Genomic DNA, 25,460 nt, shown 5'->3' on the forward strand with positions numbered 1-25,460 from the left:
AACTCGGAGGACGGCTGATCAGGCTTGGGTATTTATACATCCACCTGCCAGAGGTGAGCAGTGAGTCTGGACAAATTACACCTGAACGGCGGAGTCCAGATCACGGCTTTGATCATTAAATGTATCCTGATCGTTTTCTTTCAAAATTTTGCTGGATACGAGACCTGCGGTCATCGAATCGTTTACGTTCAACGCCGTACGACCCATGTCGATCAGCGGCTCAACCGAGATCAGCAATCCTGCCAAAGCTACCGGCAGGTTCATCGTGGACAATACGATCAGGGAAGCGAAGGTTGCCCCGCCGCCTACACCGGCTACGCCGAAGGAACTGATTACGACTACCAGGATCAGCGTAATGATGAAATCCCAGCTCATCGGGTCGATCCCGACAGTAGGAGCAATCATGACCGCCAGCATGGCCGGATAGATCCCGGCGCAGCCGTTTTGACCAATAGTAGCCCCGAAGCTTGCCGACAGGTTCGCAATCCCGTCCGATACGCCCAGTCTCTTCGTTTGTGTCTCCACGTTAAGCGGAATCGCTGCCGCACTTGAACGGGATGTGAAGGCAAAGATCAGCGTTGGCAGAACCTTTTTCACATACGTAATTGGATTGAAGCCGAACAGTGAGATAATAATCAGGTGGATGATGAACATCACGATCAACGCCACGTAGGAAGCAATGACGAATTTGATCAGCTTCAGTATCTCATCCGGGTTCGTTGTGGCGGTTACCTTCGTAATCAGCGCCAGAATCCCGTATGGCGTCAGCCTGAGCACCAGCGTTACGATTCGCATAACCACCGCATATACCGCATTGACCATGCCGCGGAACGTTTCCGCCTGCTGTGGTTTTTTGCGATCCAGTCCGAGTACGGCCACACCGATAAAGGCTGAGAAAATAACAACAGCCAGCGTGGATGTACGACGTTCTCCGGTCATATCCGCGAACGGATTCGACGGAATGAACTCCAGTACTTGCTGTGGAATCGTCTGATCCTTCACATCAACGAGACGTTCCTCCATCTTCTGCCCCTGAGCGAGCTCTCTGTCTCCACCCTCAATCTCAATGGACTTCAGGTTGAAGCTCAAGCTCGTCACAATACTCACGCTTGCGGCAATCGCCGTCGTGATAAGCAGGATGGCGATAATCGAAAGGCTCATTTTACCGAGATTCTGCTTGCCTTTCAGATTCATGATAGCCGAAATGATGGAAACCATAATTAATGGAATCACGACCATTTGTAACAAACGAACATATCCTGAACCGGCCAGATTAAACCAATCGACCGACTTGGTAATGATGTCAGAATCAGATGTGTAGAGCAGTTGCAGAATGACGCCGTAGACGACCCCGATGCCCAGACCCGCAAATACACGCTTCGTAAAGGAAATATGTTTCTTCTGCATCCAGAACAGGACACCTAGAAGAGCGAGCATAACCACTACGTTCAAAATGATTAAAAAGGTATTCATTTGTATAAATCCTCCTCAGTGTGAGTAACCGGATTCCCGGTTTTCTACTCGCTCAAAAGCGATATTCAACAATATATCACATAACAAACTATTCTGGTAGGTATTAATTGATATTATGTAATATGTATGTAATCAATTCATCTATTTCTGAAAAAAAACTACCAAATCGCGAAAATTGTTGTATTCAACCTCAGGTTAATTTTGTAATATAGGTATATCCGCTTATTCCCAAGTTTTCTCAACGTGAAAATTAGGCCTTTTTTCGTTGGTAATTAGTCTTACGATAACGGAAAAGCGACAATGTTAATGAACATGACGTGAAAGGATGATTATATGTTTCGAAATCGCACCGTTGCTGGTAAAATCAGAGGCACGTTGTTCCTCGTACTGCTGGTTGCTTCCCTGTTGTTCAGTATTAGTTTCTATGCTGTCTCTATGAATATTATGCAAAGCTACGTGCTTCCACAGTTCGACAAGGTCCTGAACACGTCGATTCAGGATATATACAAGAACACATCAGCTTCTAAAATTTTACAGGTTCAAAGTGGCGGCGCAGGTTCCGATGGTGCAGCAATGACCGTTGAATCCTACTTGGCTGATAAAGCAAAAGAGCATAATCTGGACGCGGCCTACGTCGTAGCTATACAGGATGGCAAAGCTACCGTTGTGATCGCGAATACCTCCTCAGGCATGAAAGCCGGAGATGAGATTAAAGCAGAAGCAGCAATGAATGCGGCCATTGAGAAAAAAGAAATGGAAATCAGCAACGTTTATGTCGATTCCTTCGGTGTACATAAAGGGGCCTTTATTCCGATCGCAGGAAGTAACATGATCATGGGCGTAAGTATGGATGCCCAGTTCATTCAGGACAAAATTGCCCAGATCTTCTGGTTATGCCTCGGAATTACCGCCCTGGTCTTCCTGCTTGGCTGGCTTATCTCCACAAGCATGATCAAGCGAGTAACCAAACCGATCATTCAGCTTGTTCAGCATAGCAAGCAGATATCAGAAGGTGATCTGACTGCCGAAATTCAGATTAAAGGCAAGGATGAAATTGCACAGCTTGCTCTAAGCTTCCAGACGATGACCCATAATTTGAAAGAAATGATCAGCCGCGCACTCACGACCTCCAATGAAGTTGTGGAAGGCTCCAATGATTTGCTCAAACGGGTAGAATCCATGTCCGGTATGGTGAAAGACTCCAGCCGTTCTGCGGAAAGCGCCGAAAAAGGCAGCGTAAGCATCGCTTCCAGCGCAGCCGAAAATGCAAGAGCTATGGAAGAAATCACGCAAGGCATTATGCATATTGCCTCTTCCTCTGCCGAAGTATCCGAGCAGATCGGAGATGCTGCAAATGAAGCTGTTAACGGTAACCGACTGGCACAGGATGCCGTTCAGCAAATGGAACGTGTTGGCCAGACCGCGAGTGAATCACTGCGTTATGTAGAAACGATGAACGAGCGCTCGATCGCCATAGGCACCATTGTTGAATCCATTTTTGAGATCACCAGACAGATTAACATGCTGTCCCTCAACGCTTCCATTGAAGCAGCACGTGCAGGGGAGCATGGACGCGGATTCGCCGTCGTTGCTGGGGAAGTACGTAAGCTGGCGGAACAATCCAAGACAGCTACAGAGGAAATTTCTGATTACCTGGGTACCATCCGTGAAGACGCCGAACGTTCGGTTGATGCCATGAACCGTGTAACCCAAGAGATTGGATCAGGTACTCACGTGGTTCAACAGGCAGGCTCCGCGTTCCAGCAGCTTAACGAATTAATTCAGAACGTCAATCTGACGATTCAGACGGTATCGGCCTCTACCCAGCAAGTATCTGCTGGAGCTGAAGAAGTCAGTGCTTCCGTGGAAGAAACCGCTCAGATTACGTCCAAGTCCCGTCAAAGTATGCAGCAGATTGCTTCTACAGCGGATCTCCAACTGAATGAGATGGACTCCCATTCCAATACCGTACGTCATCTGCATGAGCAAGCGGTAGAACTGCAGTCCGCCATGAAAAACTTCAAAATAAACTAGCCGGAATACCTTTAACCCATTATTCCCCTATTCGAATCACACTTTACTACAGGCTATACAAATACCCCCATGCTCAGCAGCGTTCAGGTTTCAGAGAACGATTGCCTCACATGGGGGTATTTTTTTGACTATAATAGTTGCTCCAATGCAGATGCTTAACTCCAATGGGTAACTCTTCGCCAAGTAATTAAACTTGGGCTACGTTTGTTAAGACTTTTACACGGGTGCCTGCACGCCCATAATCTCGTACACCCGCTGCATATCCAGTGAAGACCGTAACGACTCGGCAACACGGTCAAACTCCATTTCCTTGCGTTCACGTGCGCTGTACGTCTGCAGCAGCGGAGCAAGTCCTTTGTCTTCGCGAAGACCATTGAGCCACGAACGCCGGAATTGATCACTTTCAAATAAACCATGCAGGTACGTTCCCCACACCTTACCATCCACAGTGCCCCAGCCTTCAATGAAGGGTTGGCCCCCTGAATGGGCGATTTCGAACAAGGCAGTTACACGTTCAGGCTCAAGACACTCGGTAACGCCCATATGAATCTCGTATCCATTGATGGGCAATGAGCTTGCTGCTTCGCTCTCCTTGGGCAAACGAATTGGATGAAAACCATGTACATGCCCCGAGGCTCTTACCGTTTGTTTGTTCTGTAGAAATGTTGTCGTCAGGGGCAGCCATCCCAAACCATTGGCTTCCTGAATCTGATTCGCTTCCACAGCAAACGGATCTTTGAGATGCTGACCGAGCATTTGATATCCACCACATATCCCGATCAGTTGAACATGTTCACGCTCCGTCTGGCTGGCGATCGCTTGCTCCAGTCCTGAGGCACGCAGAAATGCCAGATCTCCAATCGTATCCTTTGTACCCGGAAGCAGAATGGCATCGGGTTGCCCCAAATCATCGGGAGAAGTCACGTAACGCACATTCACATCCGGTTCCCTGGAAAGGGCGTCAAAGTCGGTAAAGTTGGAAATACGCGGATAACGAATGACCGCAAGGTCCAGCTCCTGCTCACCGGATTTGCCGTGTCGCATGGAGTCCAGCACCACGGAATCTTCCGCTTCAATCTGAATATCACTTATGTAAGGCAGCACGCCCAATACGGGAATGCCTGTCCGTTCCTCAAGCCAGTCCAATCCAGGCTGCAGTAAGGACAGGTCTCCTCGAAACTTGTTGATGATGAATCCTTTTACACGCTGAGCCTCATGCGGCTCAAGCAGCTCCAGTGTACCTACAATGGAAGCAAAGACCCCGCCACGATCAATATCCGAGATCAGAATAACCGGAGCATCTGCCCAGCCCGCCAGATTCATGTTAACGATGTCCCGATCCTTCAGATTAATCTCCGCAGGACTGCCCGCACCTTCCATCAGCACGATATCGTACGTCGTGCGCAGCCGATTCAACGCATCCATGACCGTCGCCTTGGCTTCAGGTAGAAAATGCTGCCGGTAATCCCACGCACTCATCTGCGCAAGCGGTACACCGTGTACGACAATCTGGGAATGCATATCCCGAACCGGCTTGATCAGAATCGGATTCATGTCCGTCGTCGCTTCAATGCCGCACGCCTCAGCCTGCGCCCCCTGGGCTCTTCCGATTTCCTTTCCGTCTTCCGTGACATAGGAATTCAGCGCCATGTTCTGTGATTTGAACGGGGCTGGCCTGAATCCGTCCTGCTTGAATATTCGGCATAGCGCCGTCGTAATTACGCTTTTCCCCACATCCGATGCCGTCCCTTGCAGCATTAATACTGCCGCTTTTTGTTCGGAGGTTTGTACAGACGTATCTTCCACGTTCCCTCACCTCAGCTCTTCGCGTTATATCAAAAAGAATCCCTGGAACAGACTAAGTACCGTTAGCAGGGCGGCTTCCAGCAACTCATTCATTGCCCCATACGTGTCACCTGTAAGTCCGCCCAACCGTTCACTGATACGCCCGGCAACGAATTTGCCAATCACATAGCCAGCCAGTGGGACCGCAATGATCGCTGCAACGGGATATAGCCACCATGGTAATGTCCCCAGTCCATTCTCTGTCGCAAGGACCTGGAACATGGCTGTATCCGGCTGGAAGATCCATACAGCTGCCAACGTAATCACACCTGCCAGAATGGTAAGTCCTACCGCAGAGCTGCGTGCACGCTGGACTTCCCTCCGCTCTCCCAGCCCCTTGAACAGGACAGCAAGCCCATCGTCCTTCCGGGCACTCGGCCAGACCGCCATGGCATACACCATGAACCAACGGCTCCAGATCAGCGGCAGGATGAGCAAAGCTCCATAGGCCCAATTCCCACGCGCGATAAAATCAGCAATCAAAGCTGCTTTCATCATTAACAGAAGCACACAGGCGATCACGCCCATGGCCCCTACACGACTGTCTTTCATAATTTCCAGCATTCGTTCACGGGTGCGATAACTGAGCAGACCATCTGCCGTATCCATCCACCCATCCAGATGAAGACCTCCGGTTAGCCATACCCATAGCGTCAAAGTTAATACCGCCGCCGGAAATGATGGAAGCAGCGCACCTGTCAGGGCTCCGCCTAACCAGACGCACAATCCAATGACCGCGCCAACCAGCGGGTAATACACTACACTCTCCCGCAATAATGGCGGGACGAAATCAATCTGCAATTTCACCGGGAATCGGGACAGAAATTGAAAAGCGGCCGCGGCCGCATGTTTTTGTTCCAAATCGCCTTTACTCATAAACGGTACTCCTTGCTTTTCAGCTCAATCGGAATGCCCACAGTCACCAGAAACACTTCACGGCAAATCGCGGCAATCCGTTGATTGAGAATGCCCGCCAAATCCCGATATCTTCTGCCCAGCGCATACTCTGGTACAATGCCATCGCCCACTTCGTTGGTAACAAGCACGAGCAGACCAGGATACAACTGAATGGCAGCTACCAGCTCGTCCATATGATCGTACAATACCTGCACAGGCTCATGTTCATGCGCTAACAGCACATTGGTCAACCAAAGTGTCAGACAATCCACCAGAATGGTCGGTGCAGAGTTTCCTGTATGTGACTCTCCCATTCGTGTAATTAATTCAGGCAATTCCAGCGGTTCCTCCACCGTATGCCACAGATATCCTGCTTCATCCCGCTGATTCTGATGCAGACGTATACGCTCGCGCATTTCGTCATCATAAGCCTGAGCCGTAGCCACATACCAGGCCTCGGAGGAACGCTGCATACAGAGACGCTCTGCAAACGAGCTTTTGCCACTCCGAGCCCCGCCCGTCACGAGTACACTCATGGGGATTCCTCTCCTGGAACGGATGAATCAGCAGAAGCGGATGAAGCGTCATTAGGTTGAGTCTCCGTCGTGCCATCCGACACACCAGCACTCGCAAATGTCGCCATCTCGCTGAGAATACGGCATGAGGCATCAATCAGATGAAGACTGAGCACGCCTCCGGTGCCTTCACCCAGACGCATGTCCAGATCCAGCATCGGTTTCAGGCCAAGCTCACGCAGCAACGCTGCATGTCCACTTTCATGCGATGTGTGGGAAGCAATCATATATTCTGTACTCACCGGAGCAAGCTGCCTTGCAATCAACGCCGCAGCGGTGGAGATAAATCCATCCACGACAACGGGGCATCCGTTGGCAGCAGCAGCGAGAATCACACCTGTCAGTCCGGCAATCTCCAGTCCGCCTACTTTGTACAGCACATCAAGTGCATCGTCTGCATTCGGAGCATTCACGCTAAGAGCCTGGCTGACCACTGCGGCTTTGCGCTGCAAACCGGCATCATCCACGCCTGTTCCCCGACCCACTGCTGAAGTAGGAGCTGCTCCCGTTATCGCACACATCACTGCCGCACTAGAGGTTGTATTGCCGATGCCCATCTCTCCGGTGACAAATAACTGCGTCCCCTTAGCCACCTCGTTCGCGACCACTTCGGCCCCTGCAAGAATGGCCTGAATCGCTTCGTCCCGGGTCATTGCAGCACCCTTTGCCATGTTGGCTGTGCCTTTGCGGACCTTGCGGGAAATCAGGTTCGGATGTTCCAGATCGGCATTCACCCCAATATCCACACAGATTACATCAGCTCCAGCGTGGCGAGCTAGGACATTGACAGCCGCACCCCCCGCCAGGAAATTCAGGACCATCTGTGGAGTCACCTCAGCAGGAAAAGCACTAATCCCTTCTTCAACCACCCCATGATCCGCAGCCATAACGATAACAGCTCTGCGATCAAAGCAAGGACGTGCCTTGCCCGTGATTCCCGCAAGACGAATAACCAGCTGTTCCAGCTTGCCCAGACTGCCGGGTGGCTTCGTCAATGCATCCACATGTGCGGAGGCTTCCGCCGCCACTTCTTCATTAGGACCCACGATCCGACCTAGTAACTGTTCCAACACCTGTTCATTATTCATACAGCCAGCACTTCCTTTATTAAAAATACGGGGTCACCCCCGCTTCGTTCACTTCTTCTCCCGCCTCAGCAACAGCTGTGGCAATCCATTGTCGGGATGACTCACCATCGCTGGACTCACCCGGAAGATCTCCCGAATGTTCTCTTCCGTCATCAACGAATGGGGTGTACCCTTCCCAACGCATGTCCCGTCTCGCAGTGCCAGAATGTGGTCGCAAAATTGCGCGGCCAGGTTCAGATCATGCAGCACCGCCACAATCGTAATATGATTTTTTTGACGCCATGCCGATAATAACTCCATAAATTGCAATTGATATTTGATATCGAGAAAGGTGGTTGGTTCATCCAGCAACAACAGCCGTGGTTCCTGAGCCATGACTTTGGCAAGCGCAACCCGCTGCCGCTGTCCTCCACTAAGGGCATCCAAAGGCCTTTCGGCCATGTCACTTAAACCCAACTCCTCCAGCACCCGATCGACTACTGCCGCTCCATCCAACGTTTCTTTTCCGAGCCAGTTCTGGTAAGGGTAACGTCCCATCTCGACAACATCCCTTACAGGATAGGAAATCGCAGGCAGGCCATCCTGCTGCAAGACCGCAATCATGCGCGACAATTCTTTACGGGTGTAGGAGGAGATATCCCGGCCATCAATCTGTATGCTGCCTGCGCTCGGATGTTCGGTTCCGGCAAGTAGCTGAAGGAGAGTCGATTTTCCGCTGCCGTTTGGGCCAACAACGCCCCACCACTCCCCCTCTTTGACTTGCCAATCCACCTCATGCAGAGCCTGATGGTTACCATACATTTTACCAGCTCCTGTGACCTTAATCATCGGTCGGTTCTCGGTAAGGTCTGTTCTCACGAACATACTCATGGCATCATCCCTTTCCGCAGCTTTTTGTTCCGATGCAGCAAATAAGCGAAGAAGGGCGCTCCAACAAAGGCCGTCACTACCCCCAGTGGAATTTCGGTCGGCGCCAGCAATGTGCGTGCAATCGTATCTGCCCAGACCATAAAGATCGCTCCCCCAATCGCGGACAAAGGCACCAGCAATCGATAATCGGGTCCCACAATGAGCCGAAGAATATGCGGAATGACCAGTCCGACGAAGCCAATTACGCCCGATACGGAGACAGCACCTGCCGTAAGCAGCGTACCCACAGCAAGTACCGACAACTTCAATCCGTCAACCCGAACCCCGATATGCGCGGCCTGACGTTCCCCCAGGGCAAGCACATTCAACGAACGCGCACGGCTCCAGAGGAAGATTAGTCCCAGCACAAAATACGGGAAAAGGATGGCCGTATACGACCACCCACGCAGTGACAGACTCCCCATCGTCCAGTATATAATTTCATTGATGGTCTGTTTCGACATCGTCGACAGGAAGGAGACGACTGCTCCCAGGAAACTTTGCATGACCACCCCAGCCAGAATCAGGCTGTGTGTTGGTATTTTGCGTCCCTCACGAGCGAGGGCCAGCACAAACCACAATGTGATTACCCCCGTCAGAAATGCGACCAGTGGCAGGGTCCAGATTCCAATCAGTGAATACTGTAATCCGAAGAAAATCAGAAAAGCCGCACCCACCGATGCACCGGACGATACGCCCAGCGTAAACGGATCAGCCAGAGGGTTCCGAAGAACCCCCTGAAATCCCGTTCCGGCAATCGCCAGTGATGCACCTACAAGTACGGCCAGCAGTACACGTGGAAATCTGACCTTCCATATAATCTGTTCTGCTGCTGTATTCCAGTCAGGAACAATCCAGTCCCCCAGCCAGGGAATGCGATGAAGCAAGATGCCCGCAATGTCCCGGACAGGCAGGGCAACCGAACCGATGCCCGTGCTGATGAGCACGGTTAACACAAGCAGCACAATTCCGGCCATTCCGTACACTGCCAGCTTTTTACTCATTTGAACAGGTCAGGGTAGATCGCTTTGGCTACTTCTTTCAGACCTTGGGTTACCCGTGGTCCCGGACGGCTCAGCAGGTTGGCATCCAGACCGATGACTGCATCATTTTTCACAGCCGTGATCTGATCCCAGCCACTGCGGGCTTTGATGATTTGATCCAATGTTTTGGAATTTTCATCAATGACGTCATTCGCATACAGAATCACATCTGGGTTAGAAGCAATAACGTTCTCTTCATTAATTTCATACCAACTCTCTTTGTCGGAAGCAATGTTAATACCTCCGGCCAGCGTGATCAATTCATCCATGAATTCACCTTTACCCACAGTCCAGCCTGGGGAGAATTCTACGTATACTTTTTTCTTCTCTTCCGGTTTAACTGCCTTCACAGCTTCAGTGACATCAGCCACATCCTGTTTCATCTGGGTGATGATCTCCTGTGCCTTTTCCTGATGATCCGTGATTTTACCAAATGTTTCGATGTTGGTCATTACATCATCCACTGATTTGGGATTTGTTTTGAAAATGGTGATGCCCAGATCACGCAGTTTCTTCACAGCGTCTTCACTCATGGAAATGCCTGTAAATACGATGTCTGCTTCAGCTGCAATGATCGACTCTTCGTTAGGCTTTGATATACCGCCCATTTTTGGTTTTGCTGTTGCCGCTTCCGGATAATCATCATAGTCGGATACTCCAACGATCTGCTCGTCCAATCCCAGGGCGAACAGGGATTCCGTTTCAGCCGGAGATACGGATACGATTTTGGCTGGTGCTTTGTCAAACGTAAACGATTCACCCGTAGCATCGGTAACCGTGAGTGGATATTGTGTTTTGAGATCTGTCTGTGCCTGTCCTTGGGATTGCTCCTGTGCAGGTTGCGAGGTTCCTGTACCCTCATTCGTTGTTGTTGTTCCACATCCGGCCAAAGCCAGTGCCAGCATCGCTGCGCTCAGCAGTGACGCCATGCCTTTCCATGTCTTGAAATTCATTGTGTTCGTTCTCCCCTTCTCGATCAGCTCTAATGGAGTAGTGCTCCTGTCTCGATTCCCTTGAATTTGTGTTCCGAAAAAATAAAATCCCCAATCCTTGGTCAGGATCAGGGATGACGTCTCGCATGTGGCGATCAGCACATGCCAGCTTAACGCTGTACATGCACAGAGAACTGCCCGAAACGCTGTCCTTTCCTCGAAGGAACACCGGCTTGTACGTCCAGGGCAGGTAACCTGACTTACAGGAATTCATCCTGATTTACAGTGGCGGGACCGTGCCGGATTTACACCGGCTTCCCTATTTCACCCGTTTGCTGTTCATAGTCTGATAAGAAACCATGAAACGTTGCTGCATGCACGCGGGACCCTTGGTCGCTAATATTGTTTAACCATTCAAGTGAGCATCCTGCATCATTGGCAAAGCTTGTTGAGCCTCCATCCGATGATGCATTTGCTAAGTCACACTTCTGTTGTGATTATAGGTTATATTGTACATCCTTACAACCTGATTTACGGAAAAGTCAATCTGGTTCCAAACCAGCTGTCCCCATCGCCATCCAGCCGAATCTTTATCGCTTGTCCTGGTATCACCTGCGTATCCCAGAATCCTTGATGCGGAATGAGACGTGATACCATATAACGAATAACACCGCCATGCGTAATCACGGCTACCTTTGGCACGTTTATGCTGCGAGAGTGCAGTATTGGTGAAAAGGACAACAGACTCTCTTCCAGAAAAGAATCAATCCGCGCAGCAAATGCCTTCCATGGCTCGCCCTTCGGGGGCGTCACCTCTTGTGGGGCATCGATCCAGTCCCGATACTGTGAATTGTCCTTGAGCTGATCATAGGTCAATCCCTCCCACTGACCAAAGTCGATCTCCCTTAGACGGGCATCAAGCTTGGCCTGTCCCGCTTGGGACGGTGCAATGTGTGTGAGTGTCTGCTGGCAACGCAGCAGATCACTGCAATAGAGGGCGTCCCATGTAACATGGCTGATCTCTTCGCGCAGTGGAGCCAGTTCCTGCTCTGCTTCTGGCAGCAGACCGATGTCGGTATGCCCGAGATATCTTTTTTCCAAATTCCACGCTGTTGTACCATGACGTATCAACATAATCTCTCGGCTTTGTATCCCACTCTGTCCAGCTTCTATATCCATAGCAGTGCACCTCCAGCAGCCCATATCCCTAGGGTGACCAGCCAACATAATAAAACAAAAGAACCTGCTGACCAAAACATAAGTCTTGTTGTCCGTACAATATCTTCTGCTTCCATCTGACGTGACGGCTCGCCCATATAAGCGCGAAATGAAGCCACTCCGTGGTACACGTTATGACCGCCAAGTCTTATGCCCAGCGCTCCGGCCACTGCTGACTCGGGAAATCCGCTGTTGGGGCTTGGGTGCAGCCGTGCATCCCGGGATACCATGCGCGCTGCCCCTCTCGCATCCAGTTTCATGAACCAGGCTCCAATGATCAACAGCAAGGCGGTAAGCCGTGCGGGAATCCAGTTGGCCCAATCATCCAGACGGGCAGATGCCCAGCCGAGATGAAGATATTTTTCATTTTTATAACCCACCATGGAATCCAGCGTATTCACGGCCCGATAAGCCATGGCAAGCGGTGCACCGCCAATCAGGGCGTAAAACAGTGGAGAAACGATGGCATCCACGATATTCTCGGCAACCGTCTCTACCGTTCCCCGCACAACCTCCGGTTCATCCAGATGAGCCGTGTCACGCCCTACAATCATGCCCAGTGAACGTCTCGCCGCAGGCCAATCCTGTTGACTTAGATGGCGGTAGACTTCCATGCCTGCATCCTTCAAACCTTTGGAAGCAATGGTGGTTGCGATCAACACCACTTCAGCCACAACCGCAATGGCAGGATGAATGAGGCCCAGAACATATACCCATCCCCAAGTCACTGCAAAAGCTCCCCCTGCAATCAAAATGGGAAATAAAATTCCTGCCCTTCTGAGGGCCCGGTTCGAGTCCACCTGCGACCTTATCGCCCGCTCAAGTTCAGAGATGGCCTTGCCCATGCCAATCACCGGATGAGGAATCCAGCGTGGATCTCCGATGAAGCGATCCAGTATGTATGCCCCTATAATAATCCAGGCTCCGGCCATTCCCGTCCAGATCGGCCAGGAAGCCCCTTGATTCAGCAGAGATGTCATTGCTCGTTATTCCTCTCTTTCCACTCCTGCGCGGCTTGCAGGCTTTCCGTGATCGTGTCATACACCAGCCTGCCGATCGCAGCACCCATGACCGTAGCCGTTCCGGCATAACTGACGAGCGGTTTATTTTCTTCAGTCTGACTTACCGCGAGCACAATAGCATCCGTTGTTGTTCCAGTTGCGGTCAGCCCATTTTCCGAATCCACCACACCGAAATCAGCTAACGCAGCGGCCTTTGCTTCTACCACAGTCTGAATGGCATTCACCATCGCTCCGGCGGTCATTCGCCCGTTCATCCACAACATGATATTGATCGTACCGGGAGTGTAGCTTGAAACTGAGCTTTTCCCAAGTTTCGGAGGCATGGTCTCATGCCCCACCTCATTTCCCTCAGCATCAAACACGGTTCTTGCAGAACCTGCACGCGCAGCGTTGGATACCCCTGCTGTCGTACAGCAGAGTAATCCGAACTCCTCGCTTTCGTATTCCTGGATAGCCGTGTGCTCCAATTGAACCGCAGTCAGAAGTCCGGCGCATTGATCCTGTTGCTCTTGCCATTCACTCAATAGATCGGCAATATCACGCGGTGGATCGTCACAGCGATAATGTCTGTCCACATAGATGTTGAATATACGATCCAGTTCAATCATACCGCCCCCATACACGGCACTGGAAAGTGCTTTTACAACAGAGGGGCTTGAGGCTTTAATATGTCTTTCATGTACAGAGATGTTTAGTCCCGGCCACACAGAAGATCTATATTCGTTATAGTCTGTTTGTACATCGGTGCATTGCTTATAAGCGTTATAGAATGGCAGTGCCATCGTTCTGTCCCCCTGCCTCTAGTCCGGTTGTCGTGTCAGGCTCCATTACATTTTCCATTGTCTCCAGCAAACGCCCGTTAGCCTCCGCGTCCTTGACTGCAAAGCGTACATGCCGCTCCCCAAGTCCCGGATACATGGCACAGCTCCGGATCAGTATACCGCGTTCACCGAGAGCAGCCTGCATGGATGTCGCTGTCCACGGCTCTGGCAGAGCTGCCAATATAAAGTTCGCTTCCCCTCGCGTCACCTTACATCCCAAAGTCTCCAGCCCTGTCGTTAATCTCTCCCGCTCGCAGGACACCAGTGCCATGGTCTCCTGTTCAAAATTCTCCCCACTGTGCAGACAGGCTTCTCCTGCAATCAGCGCCAGCCCATTCACACTCCAGGTCACTTGCTTCTCAGTCATGTCATGAATCAGCTCGGGACGACCCAGCGCATAGCCCAATCGCAAGCCTGGAATCGCGTAAAACTTGGTCATCGAGCGAATAATGATCACTTGGGGGTACTCTTTCAATCTGGGCGCAAGCGATTGCCGCTGTGACTCAGGAATAAAGTCCATAAATGCCTCATCTATTACCAATGTTATACCTATTGTCTCCGCTTTACGCGCAAGTCGCTGTAGAACCTCAACCGGATACTGTACTCCATTGGGATTGTTGGGCTGTCCAAGGAAAAGCAAGTCCACCCGTTCCATCAGCTTTTCGATATCTTCCGGTTCTGCTCGCCAGTCCAGTTCTTCCCGTCCTCGAACATGAAGGACCTCTGCTCCAAATTGTCTGGATAATGCACTGTACTCCGAAAAACCGGGCTCTACCGTGCCTACTCTACGTGGCGCAAGTCCAAGCAGGATTAGAGCCATGCTTTCCGCCGCCCCGTTACCCACGGATATGTGATCCGGGGTTAAACCCAGTCGGTCACTGAGCAGCATTTTGAACGCCCGATGACCCGGATCGGGGTAACGAAGTACCGTCTGCCATCCATGCTCCAGAGCCTCCAACACTTCCCGAGGTGGACCCAGTGGATTAATGTTCGCGCTAAAATCGAGGAAATCCGCAGCATTCCCTCCAAAACGTGCAGCGGCTGTCTCCACATCACCGCCATGTCCGAAAACTTCAATTAAACCGGTCATTCTATCCGTCATCCTTTCTGCATGTCCTTTTTATTATGGATGTCGTGACAGTCAGGGGTCAATCCTGTTTTGCCTGTTCAAGCCCGTTCGAGCTGTAATTCCTTTGTGTCCTATCGACAATTCGTTTACAATAGAGAAGGAATTTCGATTCCGTAAAGCATCACTACATAAGGGATATTCTGTCCCTCACATACATTAATGGAGGAATGACCATGCTGTTTGTTGATAACCAGGGCATTACAGATCCTTCTGTAAACCTCGCCATTGAGGAATACATCCTGAAGCATCTGCCGATGGATGACAGCTACTTGCTGTTTTACATCAATCGCCCGTCCATTATTATCGGAAAACATCAGAATACCATTGAAGAGATCAACATTGAGTATGTTCAGGATAACGGTGTTCAAGTCGTACGTCGTCTTTCGGGGGGCGGGGCCGTTTATCACGATCTGGGCAACCTCAATTTCAGCTTTATTACCAAGGATGATGGACAGTCCTTCCACAACTTCCGCAAATTCACGCAGCCTGTGGTGGAAGCCCTGCAAGAGCTTGGCGTTAATGCCGAACTGACGGGACGGAACGATCTGCAAGTCGGAGAAAAGAAAATTTCGGGCAACGCCCAATTCTCCACGCGCGGTCGCATGTTCAGTCACGGCACATTGATGTTTAACCTGAACCTCGACCACGTCCAGGCTTCACTCAACGTGAATCCCGAGAAGTTCAAGTCCAAGAGCACCAAATCCGTACGCAGCCGGGTTGCCAACATTCGTGATCTGATCGATAGCAATCTGACCATTGAACAATTCCGGGACGAGCTGCTCCGTCACATTTTCCGCATGGAGCCACAGGACGTTCCTCAATATGAACTCACGGAGAAAGATTGGGACAAGATCAAGGAAATCTCCGCCGAGCGTTATAGCAACTGGGATTGGAACTACGGCTTGTCACCGGAGAGTAATGTGAAGCATACACGCAAATTCCCTGTCGGCATTATTGATCTGCGCATGAATATCAAAGATGGACGCATTGAAGATGTCAAAATCTTTGGTGATTTCTTCGGCGTAGGCGATGTGGCGGATATCGAAGACATGCTGCGTGGTAAGCGTTACGAGGAATCCGAGGTACGTACTGCACTTGAGGGCCTGGATGTAAAACATTACTTCGGCAACCTGGAGCTGGAGGACTTTATTGGCCTTATTTTCCTGGAGGAGTAGGTATATAAGTTCAACCCAAGAAAGTTTACACCTGCCACTCCGATGACAGAATAACCTTCCGATCGCTGTTATCCCCAGATTTTTTTGATTCCCTTCTTCAAAGGGAAAATCCGGTGATAAAGGCGAACGCTCCGCTTCTTCAGGTTTTTTCTGTCCTCTCCGTTCTCGTGTAAAAAGTTTAGTTGAACTGATATAGATTAAGTCGGGTATAGATACAGATAAAAAGGAGAGAAACACAGATGACCTACAAATTAATCGCAATTGACATTGATGATACCCTGATCAACGATAACAAGGAAGTAACGCCCGCAACACAGACCGCCCTGGAACAAGCGGTTGCTCATGGTGTGGTTGTAACTTTGGCAACTGGACGTGCCTATGCTTCTGCACAAGCACTCGCTCGTCAGACAGGACTGAACGTGCCAATCATTACGTATCAAGGTGCTTTGGTGAAGAACTTGCTGGACGAAAAAGTACTCTATGAGCGCTACGTTCCACAGGACGCTTCCCGCAAATTGTACGACTACTGCCTGGAGCATAATCTGCACCTGCAAACGTACATTGACGATAAATTATATGCCCGTGAAGAAAACGACAAGCTGCGTGATTACGCCAAGCTGAACGGTACGCAGTACCATATCGAACCGGATTTCATCAAAGTGATCGAGCAAAAAACACCGAAACTGCTCATCATTGATGAGCCGGACTACCTCGACGAAGTTGCAGTTGACTTGCGCAAACTGCTCGGACCTGAAGTGCACATCACCAAATCCAAGCCATACTTCCTTGAAATCATGCATCATGAGGGAACCAAAGGCCATGCCCTTACGTTCCTGGCAGATCACTTTGGCCGCGATCTGAGCGAATGCATCGCCATCGGCGATTCCTGGAATGACCATGAAATGTTGGAAGTTGCGGGGCTAGGTGTGGCGATGGGCAATGCGATCCCTGCTCTGAAAGAGCTGGCAGACTACATCACCGCGAGCAATAACGAAGACGGCGTGAAGCAGGTTATTGAGAAATTTGTGCTGAACGCAGAGTAAATGCTTTAGAGACAGAACAGCCCGGAGACCACAGTAGATTGTGGATTCCGGGCTGTTTTTCTATTCAGTCGTTCAAAGATACGAGCACAATTCCCGCAAACAATAACACAACACCGAGTCCCTGTCTGTTCAATGTGATGTCTCGCCTCATTCCTGCGTAAATATATATTTCCTATTTTACCATGGATTTGGAAGTCTGACCCAATAGAGTTTTGCGTTTTCCTTTTTGCAACCAGCCCATCACTTTCTCATTCATCGCCAGCAAACCCGAAACGATCAGCGCAACACCGATCCACGTAATCCAGCTAACATGTTCATTGTAGAGAACCGCCCCAAGACCAACCGCAATGGGTGGGGAGATGTATAACCAGGTTGCTGGAAACAGCGGGTTGGTACGAGACATGATCCAGTAGAACAAGCTGTGACCAACCATCGAGCCGACTACCGTCAGATAGATCAGAGATGATACCGCTGGCACCCAATCCAGTCCAGTTGTGCTCCATGATTCCGTCACTACGGAGAGCCCTGATAACAGCAGTCCTCCGTACATCATCTGCACCGCATTGATCGCTACAGGACTGGCCTCCTTAAACTGGTTAATGACCTTTTTGGAGTACAATGCACCCGCCGAGTAACAGACTTCACCCACCAATACGGCAATACAGCCCCATAACCACAGGGAATTTGCACCAATGGATACACCCGGCAAGACAACGAGGATAACCCCTGCAAAACCGATCAGACAGCCCGCAATCATGCGTGCAGACGATTTTTGACGCAACAACGCTGTCTGCATTACCATAATCATCAGCGGACCTGTTGCTGACAGAATCGCGCCAACACCTGAGCTCACATATTGTTCAGCCCAATATAAAGTCGCAAAGGTTCCGAACGTCAGTCCGGCCCCTGTCAGAAGCATCTCTTTCCGCCAAAGTAATGATAGGTTCACTTTCCCTTTCATCCACATCCATGCAAACATTAGAGCACCTGCAATGATAAAGCGTAGTCCGGCCGACAGAAAAGGCGGCATGCCTGCCTCCACGCCAATTTTAATCGCCAGAAACGTTGTTCCAAAAATAAGACACATTACGGTAAATGCTAATCCAACCATGCTAGCCCCTCCTTCATCTGTTCTCCATCATATAGCACCGTCTACAGAACAGAATGAATAAAATAGAACAGTTAGCTCTCATTTGCTGTTACAATGGAGTTCAAAAGGAGTGTGAGCGGGGTGGGCAAAGCCATGTTGATGACAGATAACAGTCTGAAACTATATGAGCAAGTGGTACATTATCTTGTTGTACGGATCGAAGCGGGAGAGTGGAAAGAAAATGAGAAGCTGCCGTCCGTGCGGAGCCTGTCTGAGCTGCTCGGCGTGCATCGCCTCACTGTTTTCAAGGCCTATCAGGAGTTAAAAGATCGCGGGAATGTATACGTCAAGGATAAGTCCGGTTATTATGTTAGTCCTGCTGACCCTTCTCCCGTGACAGACCAGGCCGATGACCCGGCAGTATCCGCTTGGCTGCATTGGGATTCACTTGCCCGCGTACAATCCCTTGAGGCGGAATTCCAATTTTCCAAATCATTGATCGATCCCGCCCTGCTGCCAAACCGATATTGGGGCGAGCTGATGCGGGATTTACTGGATCTATATCCCCGTCTGCTTGGCACATACTCCACAATTCAGGGAGATCTGGAGCTGCGTATTGCCTTGGCAAGCCATCTGACGACGAGGGAGCGTTTCTATCTCTCAGCCGATGAAGTGCTGATTACTTCCGGTGCACAGCAGGCCATTGATGTCATCTCTCGAAGTCTCGTCAGACCCGGTGACCGCGTACTCATGGAGAGACCTACGTATGGGCCGGCGATGGAAATTTTTCGCAAACAGGGTGCAAAGTTGATTTTTACCGATATTCATCCTGACGGCTACGATCTGGAACAGATTGAACGCCTGATGAAGCAAGAAAAACCAAGAGTATTTTATATGACGCCGACCTTCCAGAATCCTACGGGCATCAATATTCCAACCGAGCAACGCAAACAATTGCCTGAACTGGCGGAACAGTACGGATGTTTCCTGGTGGAAGACGACAGCACTTATGATATTTATTTCAAAGAAAAGCCTCCGGCGCCGATCTTCACATACGATACAACAGGGCATACGCTCTATATTCGCAGCTATAGCAAATATGTTGTGCCGGGTCTGCGGATTGCCGCCATTATGTGCCGTTCCCGGTTCATGCCGGGATTACAGGCTGTAAAGGCACTGACGGATAACGGATCACCTCTGCTGAATCAGAAGCTGTTCCTCCGTTATTTCCAGTCGCCACGCATGCACCAGCACCTGTCCAAGCTGCGTACCGCCATTCAGCTACGGATGGAAGTCATGGAACAGTGCCTTCAACAAACCAATTGGACGTGGACTCGCCCCGAAGGTGGACTTAACATCTGGGCAGAGCTTCCAGAAGGCGTGGATACAGGGCGATTGCTTCACCGATGCATGGAGCATTCCGTTGCTTTTGTGCCGGGAACGGTGTTCGATCCTTCCGATGCGGACGCCAGTCGAAAATTGCGGCTCTCCTTCTCTTATGCTCACGAGCAGCAGATCCGGGAAGGCATGAGCAGACTTGTTGCGCTGGCTGAAAATACCTGATGGCACGTTGCTGAGGTCAGCACCAGCCTGTCGTCCAAAAGCTAAAAGATATACTCGCTATACCAGTAAAAAAATTAAACATAACAAACCCGAAAGGCACTAAATAACCTTTCGGGCTGTTGCGTTTACTCTGTCCTATTATGTTATACTAATCAGCGTTTCTGTTATCTGCAAGCAGCCTACGAACTGGATATAACCTTATCCACCAGTCCATACTCCACGGCTTCTGCCGCAGTCAGGAAGTAATCTCGATCGGTATCCTTTTCAATCCGCTCCATCGGCTGTCCTGTATGATCGGCAAGCAGCTTGTTAAGGCGCTGACGATGTTGGATAATCCGATTGGCGTGAATCAGCATATCCGATGCCTGCCCTCGCGTACCGCCAAGCGGCTGGTGAATCATGATTTCACTGTTCGGCAGCGCCAGCCGTTTCCCTTTTGTTCCACCAACCAACAGGATCGTACCAAAGCTGGCCGCCATGCCTGTGCAGATCGTGGAAATGTCAGGCTTCACGAATTGCATCGTGTCATAGATGGAGAAACCGGCGGTGACGGAGCCACCTGGACTGTTAATATACATCTGGATATCCTTCTCCGGGTCCTCTGCGGTCAGAAACAATAATTGGGCCACGATCGCATTGGCCATCTGATCCTCAATTTCCCCGGATACCATAATGATTCGATCTTTCAGCAAACGGGAATAAATATCATAGCTCCGCTCTCCGCGGGCTGTCTGTTCAACAACATAAGGTACCACGTTCATTCATTTTGCCTCCCCGGTTTATGCAACCATGCTGACCGTATATCCTCCCCCATACGACATGGAATTCGTACCGGAGCTTGAATAACTGTACATCACGGGTTGCATCGATTGAGACGGCAGAGTCTGCTGCAAAATCGTTCCCGCCACAGCCATCGGATCATCGGTCTGATTCAGGCATAGATCAATTAAACGGGCTGTATCACCGCTGCGGAATGCCAGTAAATAACTGCGCAGTTCCTCCCGATTTTGTTGATTCTCATCCGCTTGATTTGTCTGATCAGAATCCGCTTCGTTCAGGCTGTGTCTCACTTTAGCCAGTGCAGAACGGGCACGATTCAAGGCGGCTTTAACCGCTCCTTCCGTCGTGTCCAACAGTTCAGCAGTCTCTACCGTCGTGTATCCCATCAAATCACGTAACATATATATCGCTCGCTGCCACGGTGGCAGTTCATTCACAAGGATCTGAACAGCGGACTCCACTTCCTCGAATCGCTCTTCTTCCTCAAATTCTTGCATAAATGGCTTCATACTTTCCAGTTTGCTCGCCAAGTTCTCACGCTTCCGTATAGCGTCAATCCAGGTGTTGCGTGCAATACGGATGAGATAGGCTTCCCAGTTCATGTCCTCTGTCATTCCCGTTCTTCGGGCAGCTGAAGAGGATAGTGCTTTAACACAGGTATCCTGAACCAGATCCTCCGTCTCCCAGACTGAACCAGTTAATGACATGCAGTAGGCGTACAATGAGCCCAGCAGGTTCGGCAGCGCAGCTTCAATCGTTTGCTCTAACGTATATCCGGTTTGGACACCGTAATGGCTATATGGTTCAATCGGTTTATCATCATGTGGTCTGTTGATTCTGCAATCCACGGACTTCACAAAGGCCATGTTTGGGGCCCCCCTTTGTTGGTTCCTGATTGATCTTGCTTCAATTCACTTGCTGTAATTGCCTTACACTATGTAAACGAAGAACCTCCGGCAAAGGATACGCTCTTCTGAATTTATTTTCAGATGGTTATCCTATTCTCCCAGCTTCACCTGCAGACCGGTAAGTGCCAGCGTAATCCCCTGATCCAGATCATAATTCTTGCGTACATCAACGTCGTGAGACATATGTGTAAAATAAGTCTGACCCGGCTTCAACTCCCGCAACAGCTCCTGTGCCTCAACCATATCATACACCGAGCGTGTGGAGAATTCCGCAAGCTCATGAACAAAGCTCGTTCCAAGGACCAACAGGTCCAATCCGTACAATGGCTGCTTCTCCGAAGCCTTCAAATCAATAGCATCCGAGCAATATGCCCAGGTGTATCCTTCACGTTCCAGTCGATACGCATACGAATAGCCATTATGACCGTGGCAAACTTTCCAGGAGTGCACCTTCCATCCACCAAGCTCGATATCATCATCCGTTTCCAGAAAATCCATATGGCGACCAAGCCATGGAAATTGACTCTGGATGGTCGCAATTACCTCCCGTGGTGCATACAACTGCCCTTTTACACCCAACCAGCGACAGGCATCAGCCCATTCCGGCAAGCCTCCAATATGATCGAAATGTGCATGAGTGATCAGCAGCGTCTTCACCATCCGCATCCCGAGGTCTTCCATCTGTGACCTCCAGTCCGGTCCGCAGTCAATCATGAAAGGTTCGTGCTCGCCATCTCCATGGATCAAAACAGCAGAGCGTTTGCGGCGGTTGATTCCCGTAAGCCGTGCTTCTGTGCAGACGTCACAATCACAATACACCCGCGGAACACCCATCGCATCCCCGGTTCCCAGAAATGTTAGCTGATTCATTATGAAAGTCCCCTCTCTATCCCGGAAGCAATGCATTCCCAATTTATATTCTATCCGATCCATGATATGTAAATTGTAATCTCCCACCTCTGTTTTTGCAAAAAAAGACCCTCCCGCGCAGTTATTCACTGCAAACGGGACCGTCTCTGTTTTCTGACATTTAGCAGTCCAACTTCATATCCTTTGTTTCGCTATCAGCTAGATCAAAGCCCGCAGCTTCAACGTCAATTCCTGACCTTCAGGCACTTCCTTTGACTCGGTAATGACCCAATTCGATGCAAGGCGTTTGGCCAGTACATCTGCCTGTTCTGATTTTAATTTTAACCCGGTGACGATGCCTTCACCAACAGTGAAGTCTTGCTCCGGCTGTAATCCGAAAGACTTTTGCAAGTAGATCCCCAGACCACCACGAGTATTAAAGGTAATCCGGTAGCCGTCTTTAACCGCACCTTCCAGATTCTCGCCATGCTCGTCCGCATAGGAGAAAAAATCATCATAACTGTAGTGCTCCTCAGACACGGCATCAAACGCAGCAACATCTTTGGCCTGTATCGCTTCCAACAAAGCTGCATTTGACATGCCTTTGCTACGAGCCTGCTCCAGCAGAATGGCTGTATTTTGGGACAACTTAAACTCAGCACTCATCCAACTCACACCTTCCTGTCACTATATATCATTATTCCATGGATATTCCTAATTCATTATATCCTGTCCTGATAGCCAGATACAAAGTGGCCTGGCGAAACTTCCATCCACTCCGGTTCTTCATCCCGTCCCCGAGCGGATGGGTCGGTGTTCTCCCTGATAATATAAAAACCTCCACCTCACTGGATAGAGTGAAATGAAGGTCGGGATCGCAAACACTATAACCCTGCCAACACCTGGTACCATACGCCTCGTTTGGAATACAGTGTGCTGCGTACCTTATCCCATCCGCCGAGGTAGTTTATATCGAACAGACCTTCAGGCGTAGGGAACGAGGACTTCGTTTCTGCAAACACTTCAGGGTCTACCGAACGGAAACCATGCTTGGCAAAAATGCGCTGTGCTTCCGGCGTACGCAGATACGCTATAAAGGCCTCAGCCAATTCACGGTTGCCATGTTTATCCGCATATTTGTCTACGACAACCGCTGGATTTTCAATCAGGATCGTGTTTTTGGGAACCACGATGTCATAATTTACACCCTTCGCAATCCGGGCAAGCAATTCATTCTCATACGTGACGATAACATCCCCCACGCCATACTCAAATGCCGCCATTGAAGAACGACCGCTCTTATCCAATGACTCGACATTCTCATGCACCTTTTCCAAAAAGGCTTTAGCCACGGCAGGATCTTTCTTTCCTTGCTCCTCAGACAGCTTCAATCCTGCACCATAGATGGCATTAATATCCCACTGGGCTCCGCCTGACGTCTTCGGATTGGGATAGAGCACCTTAACACCCGGCTTGGTTAAATCTTCAAAATCGCGAATCCCCAGCGGGTTGCCTGCTCTTGTACCCAGAACGACGATCGAACGGGTGATCATGCCATCATTTGGTGCCTGTTTCCAATTGGAACTGACCAGATCGGCTTTGACCAGCTTGTCGATATCACTTTCCATTGCCAAAAGCGCTACATCAGCTTCGAATCCACCCACAATCGCTCTGGCTTGTGTGCCGGAGGCTTCATAGGATTCCTGGAAGTGAACAGTCTGTCCGGTCTTCGCCTTCCATACCGCTTGGAATTCGGGCAGCAACTCTCCAACGGCATCTTTGGCTACACTGTAAGCACCGATAACCAATGTGTTTGATTGGTCGCCTGTCGAGGTTCCGTTCTGTCCGCCCGCATCCTCCTGCTTACTACATCCAACGGTCATGCAGACGAGCAGAAGCATGAGGACAACATATATAGGTATGGCTTTCTTCTTCCTCGTCTGCATGGGCAGCACCTCTCTCCAAAATTCTAAACTTTACTGAATCAAATGATCTTCTGATTAGATGATGACTGGCATTGGATCTTCTTTCAACCGATTCTCAACAACCCAGCTATGGGTATCATTGAACAGATATGCACGATGTACGAGCACACGAATCTGTTGACCGACTTGCAAGGTTGTTTTCTCCAGAGAACGATACGTAATGAGTTTATGGCCCTCAACTTCCACTTCTACCATCCATTCACTTCCACGGAAATGAAGGTGTTTGACGGTACCCTTTTCAGTAGCGGACAGCATGCTAAACTCGTTTTTCAAACCAATCTCGATATACTCAGGCCGGATCAGTGCACGTGTGCGTTCCCCTTCCACCGCATGATCAAAGCCCTTGAGCTGTGAAGCGTCCTCCACGACGGTAGATTCCCCGATAAATGTGGCAACGAAAGGTGTCTCCGGGTTTTTGTAAATATCCCATGGCGTGCCCTTCTGTTCTAATCGTCCTTGGCTGATAATCATAATTTCGTCGGCAACTTCAATCGCTTCATCCTGGTCATGGGTTACAAAGATCGAAGTGATGCCCACCCGCTCAATCAGCTCTCTCAGCCATGAACGAAGTTCCTGACGGATCTTGGCATCAATGGCGGCGAACGGTTCATCCAGCAGCAGCAGCTGTGGCTCCGGAGCTAATGCTCTGGCAAAAGCAACACGCTGACGCTGTCCACCAGACAACTGATGCGGATAACGCTGTTCGAAACCTTTTAGTCCAGTCAACTCCACAAGCTCCATGACCCGATCACGGATCTGAGCTTTGGGAGTCTTTTTGACCTTGAGTCCAAAGGCGATATTATCAAATACCGTCATATGTTTAAACAAGGCATAGTTCTGAAATACAAATCCGATCCCACGCTCCTGCGGAGGCAGATGGTTTACGACCTTTCCGTGAAAACGAATCTCCCCGGAACCCGGGTTCTCAAGTCCCGCAAGCATGCGCAGAATGGACGTTTTCCCACCTCCGCTGGGGCCCAGCAAACCGATTAGATGGCCTTTGGCAATATCGAATGAGACATCTTTTACCGCATGAAAATCACCGAAATGTTTGTTCAGATCACGGACTTCCACATGCATC

At 50.1% G+C, this 25,460-nt stretch carries 23 protein-coding genes and 1 riboswitch; of the genes, 4 read left to right on the plus strand and 19 right to left on the minus strand.

The genetic code is table 11. The features are described 5' to 3' along the window. Positions 1–75: 75 nt before the first annotated feature. Positions 76–1,473 (minus strand): L-cystine transporter, encoded by a 1,398-nt coding sequence (locus QP794_RS04360; RefSeq protein WP_024629376.1) that lies wholly within the window; start codon positions 1,471–1,473, stop codon positions 76–78. A 333-nt stretch (positions 1,474–1,806) separates the two neighbouring features. Here QP794_RS04360 and QP794_RS04365 point away from each other — a divergent pair, with 333 nt between their 5' ends. After that, positions 1,807–3,507, plus strand: coding sequence for a methyl-accepting chemotaxis protein (locus tag QP794_RS04365; RefSeq protein ID WP_285075103.1), 1,701 nt, complete (start codon positions 1,807–1,809; stop codon positions 3,505–3,507). 216 nt (positions 3,508–3,723) lie between these two features. On the opposite strand, the gene QP794_RS04370 is transcribed toward QP794_RS04365, so the two are convergent. The 11 genes from QP794_RS04370 to cobD form a co-directional block, all read right to left on the minus strand. After that, positions 3,724–5,265, minus strand: a complete 1,542-nt coding sequence (locus QP794_RS04370) for a cobyric acid synthase (protein ID WP_285075216.1) — start codon at positions 5,263–5,265, stop codon at positions 3,724–3,726. A 72-nt stretch (positions 5,266–5,337) separates the two neighbouring features. After that, a complete protein-coding gene (gene cobS, locus QP794_RS04375; protein ID WP_285075104.1) occupies positions 5,338–6,228 on the minus strand; it encodes an adenosylcobinamide-GDP ribazoletransferase in 891 nt (296 codons plus the stop codon). Next, positions 6,225–6,785, minus strand: a complete 561-nt coding sequence (gene cobU, locus QP794_RS04380) for a bifunctional adenosylcobinamide kinase/adenosylcobinamide-phosphate guanylyltransferase (protein ID WP_285075105.1) — start codon at positions 6,783–6,785, stop codon at positions 6,225–6,227. The genes cobS and cobU overlap by 4 nt, the downstream gene beginning before the upstream one ends. Beyond that, a complete protein-coding gene (gene cobT / locus QP794_RS04385; RefSeq protein ID WP_285075106.1) occupies positions 6,782–7,912 on the minus strand; it encodes a nicotinate-nucleotide--dimethylbenzimidazole phosphoribosyltransferase in 1,131 nt (376 codons plus the stop codon). The genes cobU and cobT overlap by 4 nt, the downstream gene beginning before the upstream one ends. Before the next feature lie 48 nt (positions 7,913–7,960). Continuing rightward, entirely contained in the window at positions 7,961–8,776 is an 816-nt protein-coding gene (locus QP794_RS04390) for an ABC transporter ATP-binding protein (RefSeq protein WP_483311874.1), read from the minus strand. A 2-nt stretch (positions 8,777–8,778) separates the two neighbouring features. Continuing rightward, entirely contained in the window at positions 8,779–9,825 is a 1,047-nt protein-coding gene (locus QP794_RS04395; protein ID WP_285075107.1) for a FecCD family ABC transporter permease, read from the minus strand. After that, the gene (locus QP794_RS04400) at positions 9,822–10,817 is read right to left on the minus strand and encodes an ABC transporter substrate-binding protein (protein WP_285075108.1); all 996 of its coding nucleotides are present in this window, start codon (positions 10,815–10,817) and stop codon (positions 9,822–9,824) included. The genes QP794_RS04395 and QP794_RS04400 overlap by 4 nt, the downstream gene beginning before the upstream one ends. 207 nt (positions 10,818–11,024) lie before the next feature. Further along, positions 11,025–11,173, minus strand: a riboswitch (cobalamin riboswitch). Positions 11,174–11,327: 154 nt separating this feature from the next. Beyond that, positions 11,328–11,975 carry a histidine phosphatase family protein gene (locus QP794_RS04405; protein ID WP_285075109.1) on the minus strand — a complete coding sequence of 216 codons (648 nt, stop codon included), beginning with the start codon at positions 11,973–11,975 and terminating at the stop codon, positions 11,328–11,330. Beyond that, a complete protein-coding gene (cbiB, locus tag QP794_RS04410) occupies positions 11,966–12,946 on the minus strand; it encodes an adenosylcobinamide-phosphate synthase CbiB (RefSeq protein ID WP_285075218.1) in 981 nt (326 codons plus the stop codon). The genes QP794_RS04405 and cbiB overlap by 10 nt, the downstream gene beginning before the upstream one ends. Before the next feature lie 44 nt (positions 12,947–12,990). Beyond that, positions 12,991–13,818, minus strand: a complete 828-nt coding sequence (locus tag QP794_RS04415) for an adenosylcobinamide amidohydrolase (protein ID WP_285075110.1) — start codon at positions 13,816–13,818, stop codon at positions 12,991–12,993. After that, a complete protein-coding gene (gene cobD, locus QP794_RS04420; RefSeq protein WP_285075111.1) occupies positions 13,799–14,947 on the minus strand; it encodes a threonine-phosphate decarboxylase CobD in 1,149 nt (382 codons plus the stop codon). Before cobD ends, QP794_RS04415 begins: the two co-directional genes overlap by 20 nt. Positions 14,948–15,159: 212 nt before the next feature. Here cobD and lplA point away from each other — a divergent pair, with 212 nt between their 5' ends. Both lplA and QP794_RS04430 read left to right on the plus strand, forming a co-directional pair. Further along, on the plus strand, positions 15,160–16,161 hold the full coding sequence (gene lplA / locus QP794_RS04425; protein WP_024629363.1) for a lipoate--protein ligase: 1,002 nt from the start codon (positions 15,160–15,162) through the stop codon (positions 16,159–16,161). 239 nt (positions 16,162–16,400) lie between these two features. Continuing rightward, positions 16,401–17,204 carry a Cof-type HAD-IIB family hydrolase gene (locus QP794_RS04430; protein WP_285075112.1) on the plus strand — a complete coding sequence of 268 codons (804 nt, stop codon included), beginning with the start codon at positions 16,401–16,403 and terminating at the stop codon, positions 17,202–17,204. A gap of 172 nt (positions 17,205–17,376) precedes the next feature. Here the strand turns inward: QP794_RS04430 and QP794_RS04435 are convergent, their stop codons facing one another. Further along, positions 17,377–18,315, minus strand: a complete 939-nt coding sequence (locus QP794_RS04435) for a DMT family transporter (protein WP_285075113.1) — start codon at positions 18,313–18,315, stop codon at positions 17,377–17,379. 120 nt (positions 18,316–18,435) lie between these two features. On the opposite strand from QP794_RS04435, the gene QP794_RS04440 reads away from it, so the two are divergent. Beyond that, on the plus strand, positions 18,436–19,857 hold the full coding sequence (locus QP794_RS04440) for an aminotransferase-like domain-containing protein (RefSeq protein ID WP_285075114.1): 1,422 nt from the start codon (positions 18,436–18,438) through the stop codon (positions 19,855–19,857). A gap of 179 nt (positions 19,858–20,036) precedes the next feature. Here QP794_RS04440 and clpP read toward each other — a convergent pair whose 3' ends face one another. From clpP to QP794_RS04470, 6 genes are all read right to left on the minus strand, one after another. Next, positions 20,037–20,618, minus strand: a complete 582-nt coding sequence (clpP, locus tag QP794_RS04445; RefSeq protein WP_024629359.1) for an ATP-dependent Clp endopeptidase proteolytic subunit ClpP — start codon at positions 20,616–20,618, stop codon at positions 20,037–20,039. 18 nt (positions 20,619–20,636) lie between these two features. Further along, positions 20,637–21,503, minus strand: coding sequence for an RNA polymerase sigma factor (locus QP794_RS04450; protein ID WP_285075115.1), 867 nt, complete (start codon positions 21,501–21,503; stop codon positions 20,637–20,639). 132 nt (positions 21,504–21,635) lie between these two features. Next, positions 21,636–22,415, minus strand: coding sequence for an MBL fold metallo-hydrolase (locus tag QP794_RS04455; protein ID WP_285075116.1), 780 nt, complete (start codon positions 22,413–22,415; stop codon positions 21,636–21,638). A gap of 198 nt (positions 22,416–22,613) precedes the next feature. Further along, positions 22,614–23,060 (minus strand): hypothetical protein, encoded by a 447-nt coding sequence (locus QP794_RS04460; RefSeq protein WP_285075117.1) that lies wholly within the window; start codon positions 23,058–23,060, stop codon positions 22,614–22,616. Between the two features lie 218 nt (positions 23,061–23,278). Then, positions 23,279–24,340, minus strand: a complete 1,062-nt coding sequence (locus tag QP794_RS04465; RefSeq protein WP_285075118.1) for a sulfate ABC transporter substrate-binding protein — start codon at positions 24,338–24,340, stop codon at positions 23,279–23,281. Between the two features lie 54 nt (positions 24,341–24,394). After that, positions 24,395–25,459 carry a sulfate/molybdate ABC transporter ATP-binding protein gene (locus QP794_RS04470; RefSeq protein ID WP_285075119.1) on the minus strand — a complete coding sequence of 355 codons (1,065 nt, stop codon included), beginning with the start codon at positions 25,457–25,459 and terminating at the stop codon, positions 24,395–24,397. Position 25,460 lies beyond the last annotated feature (1 nt).

This window comes from Paenibacillus sp. UMB7766-LJ446, from assembly GCF_030226665.1.
GTDB classification, from domain to species: domain Bacteria; phylum Bacillota; class Bacilli; order Paenibacillales; family Paenibacillaceae; genus Paenibacillus; species Paenibacillus vandeheii.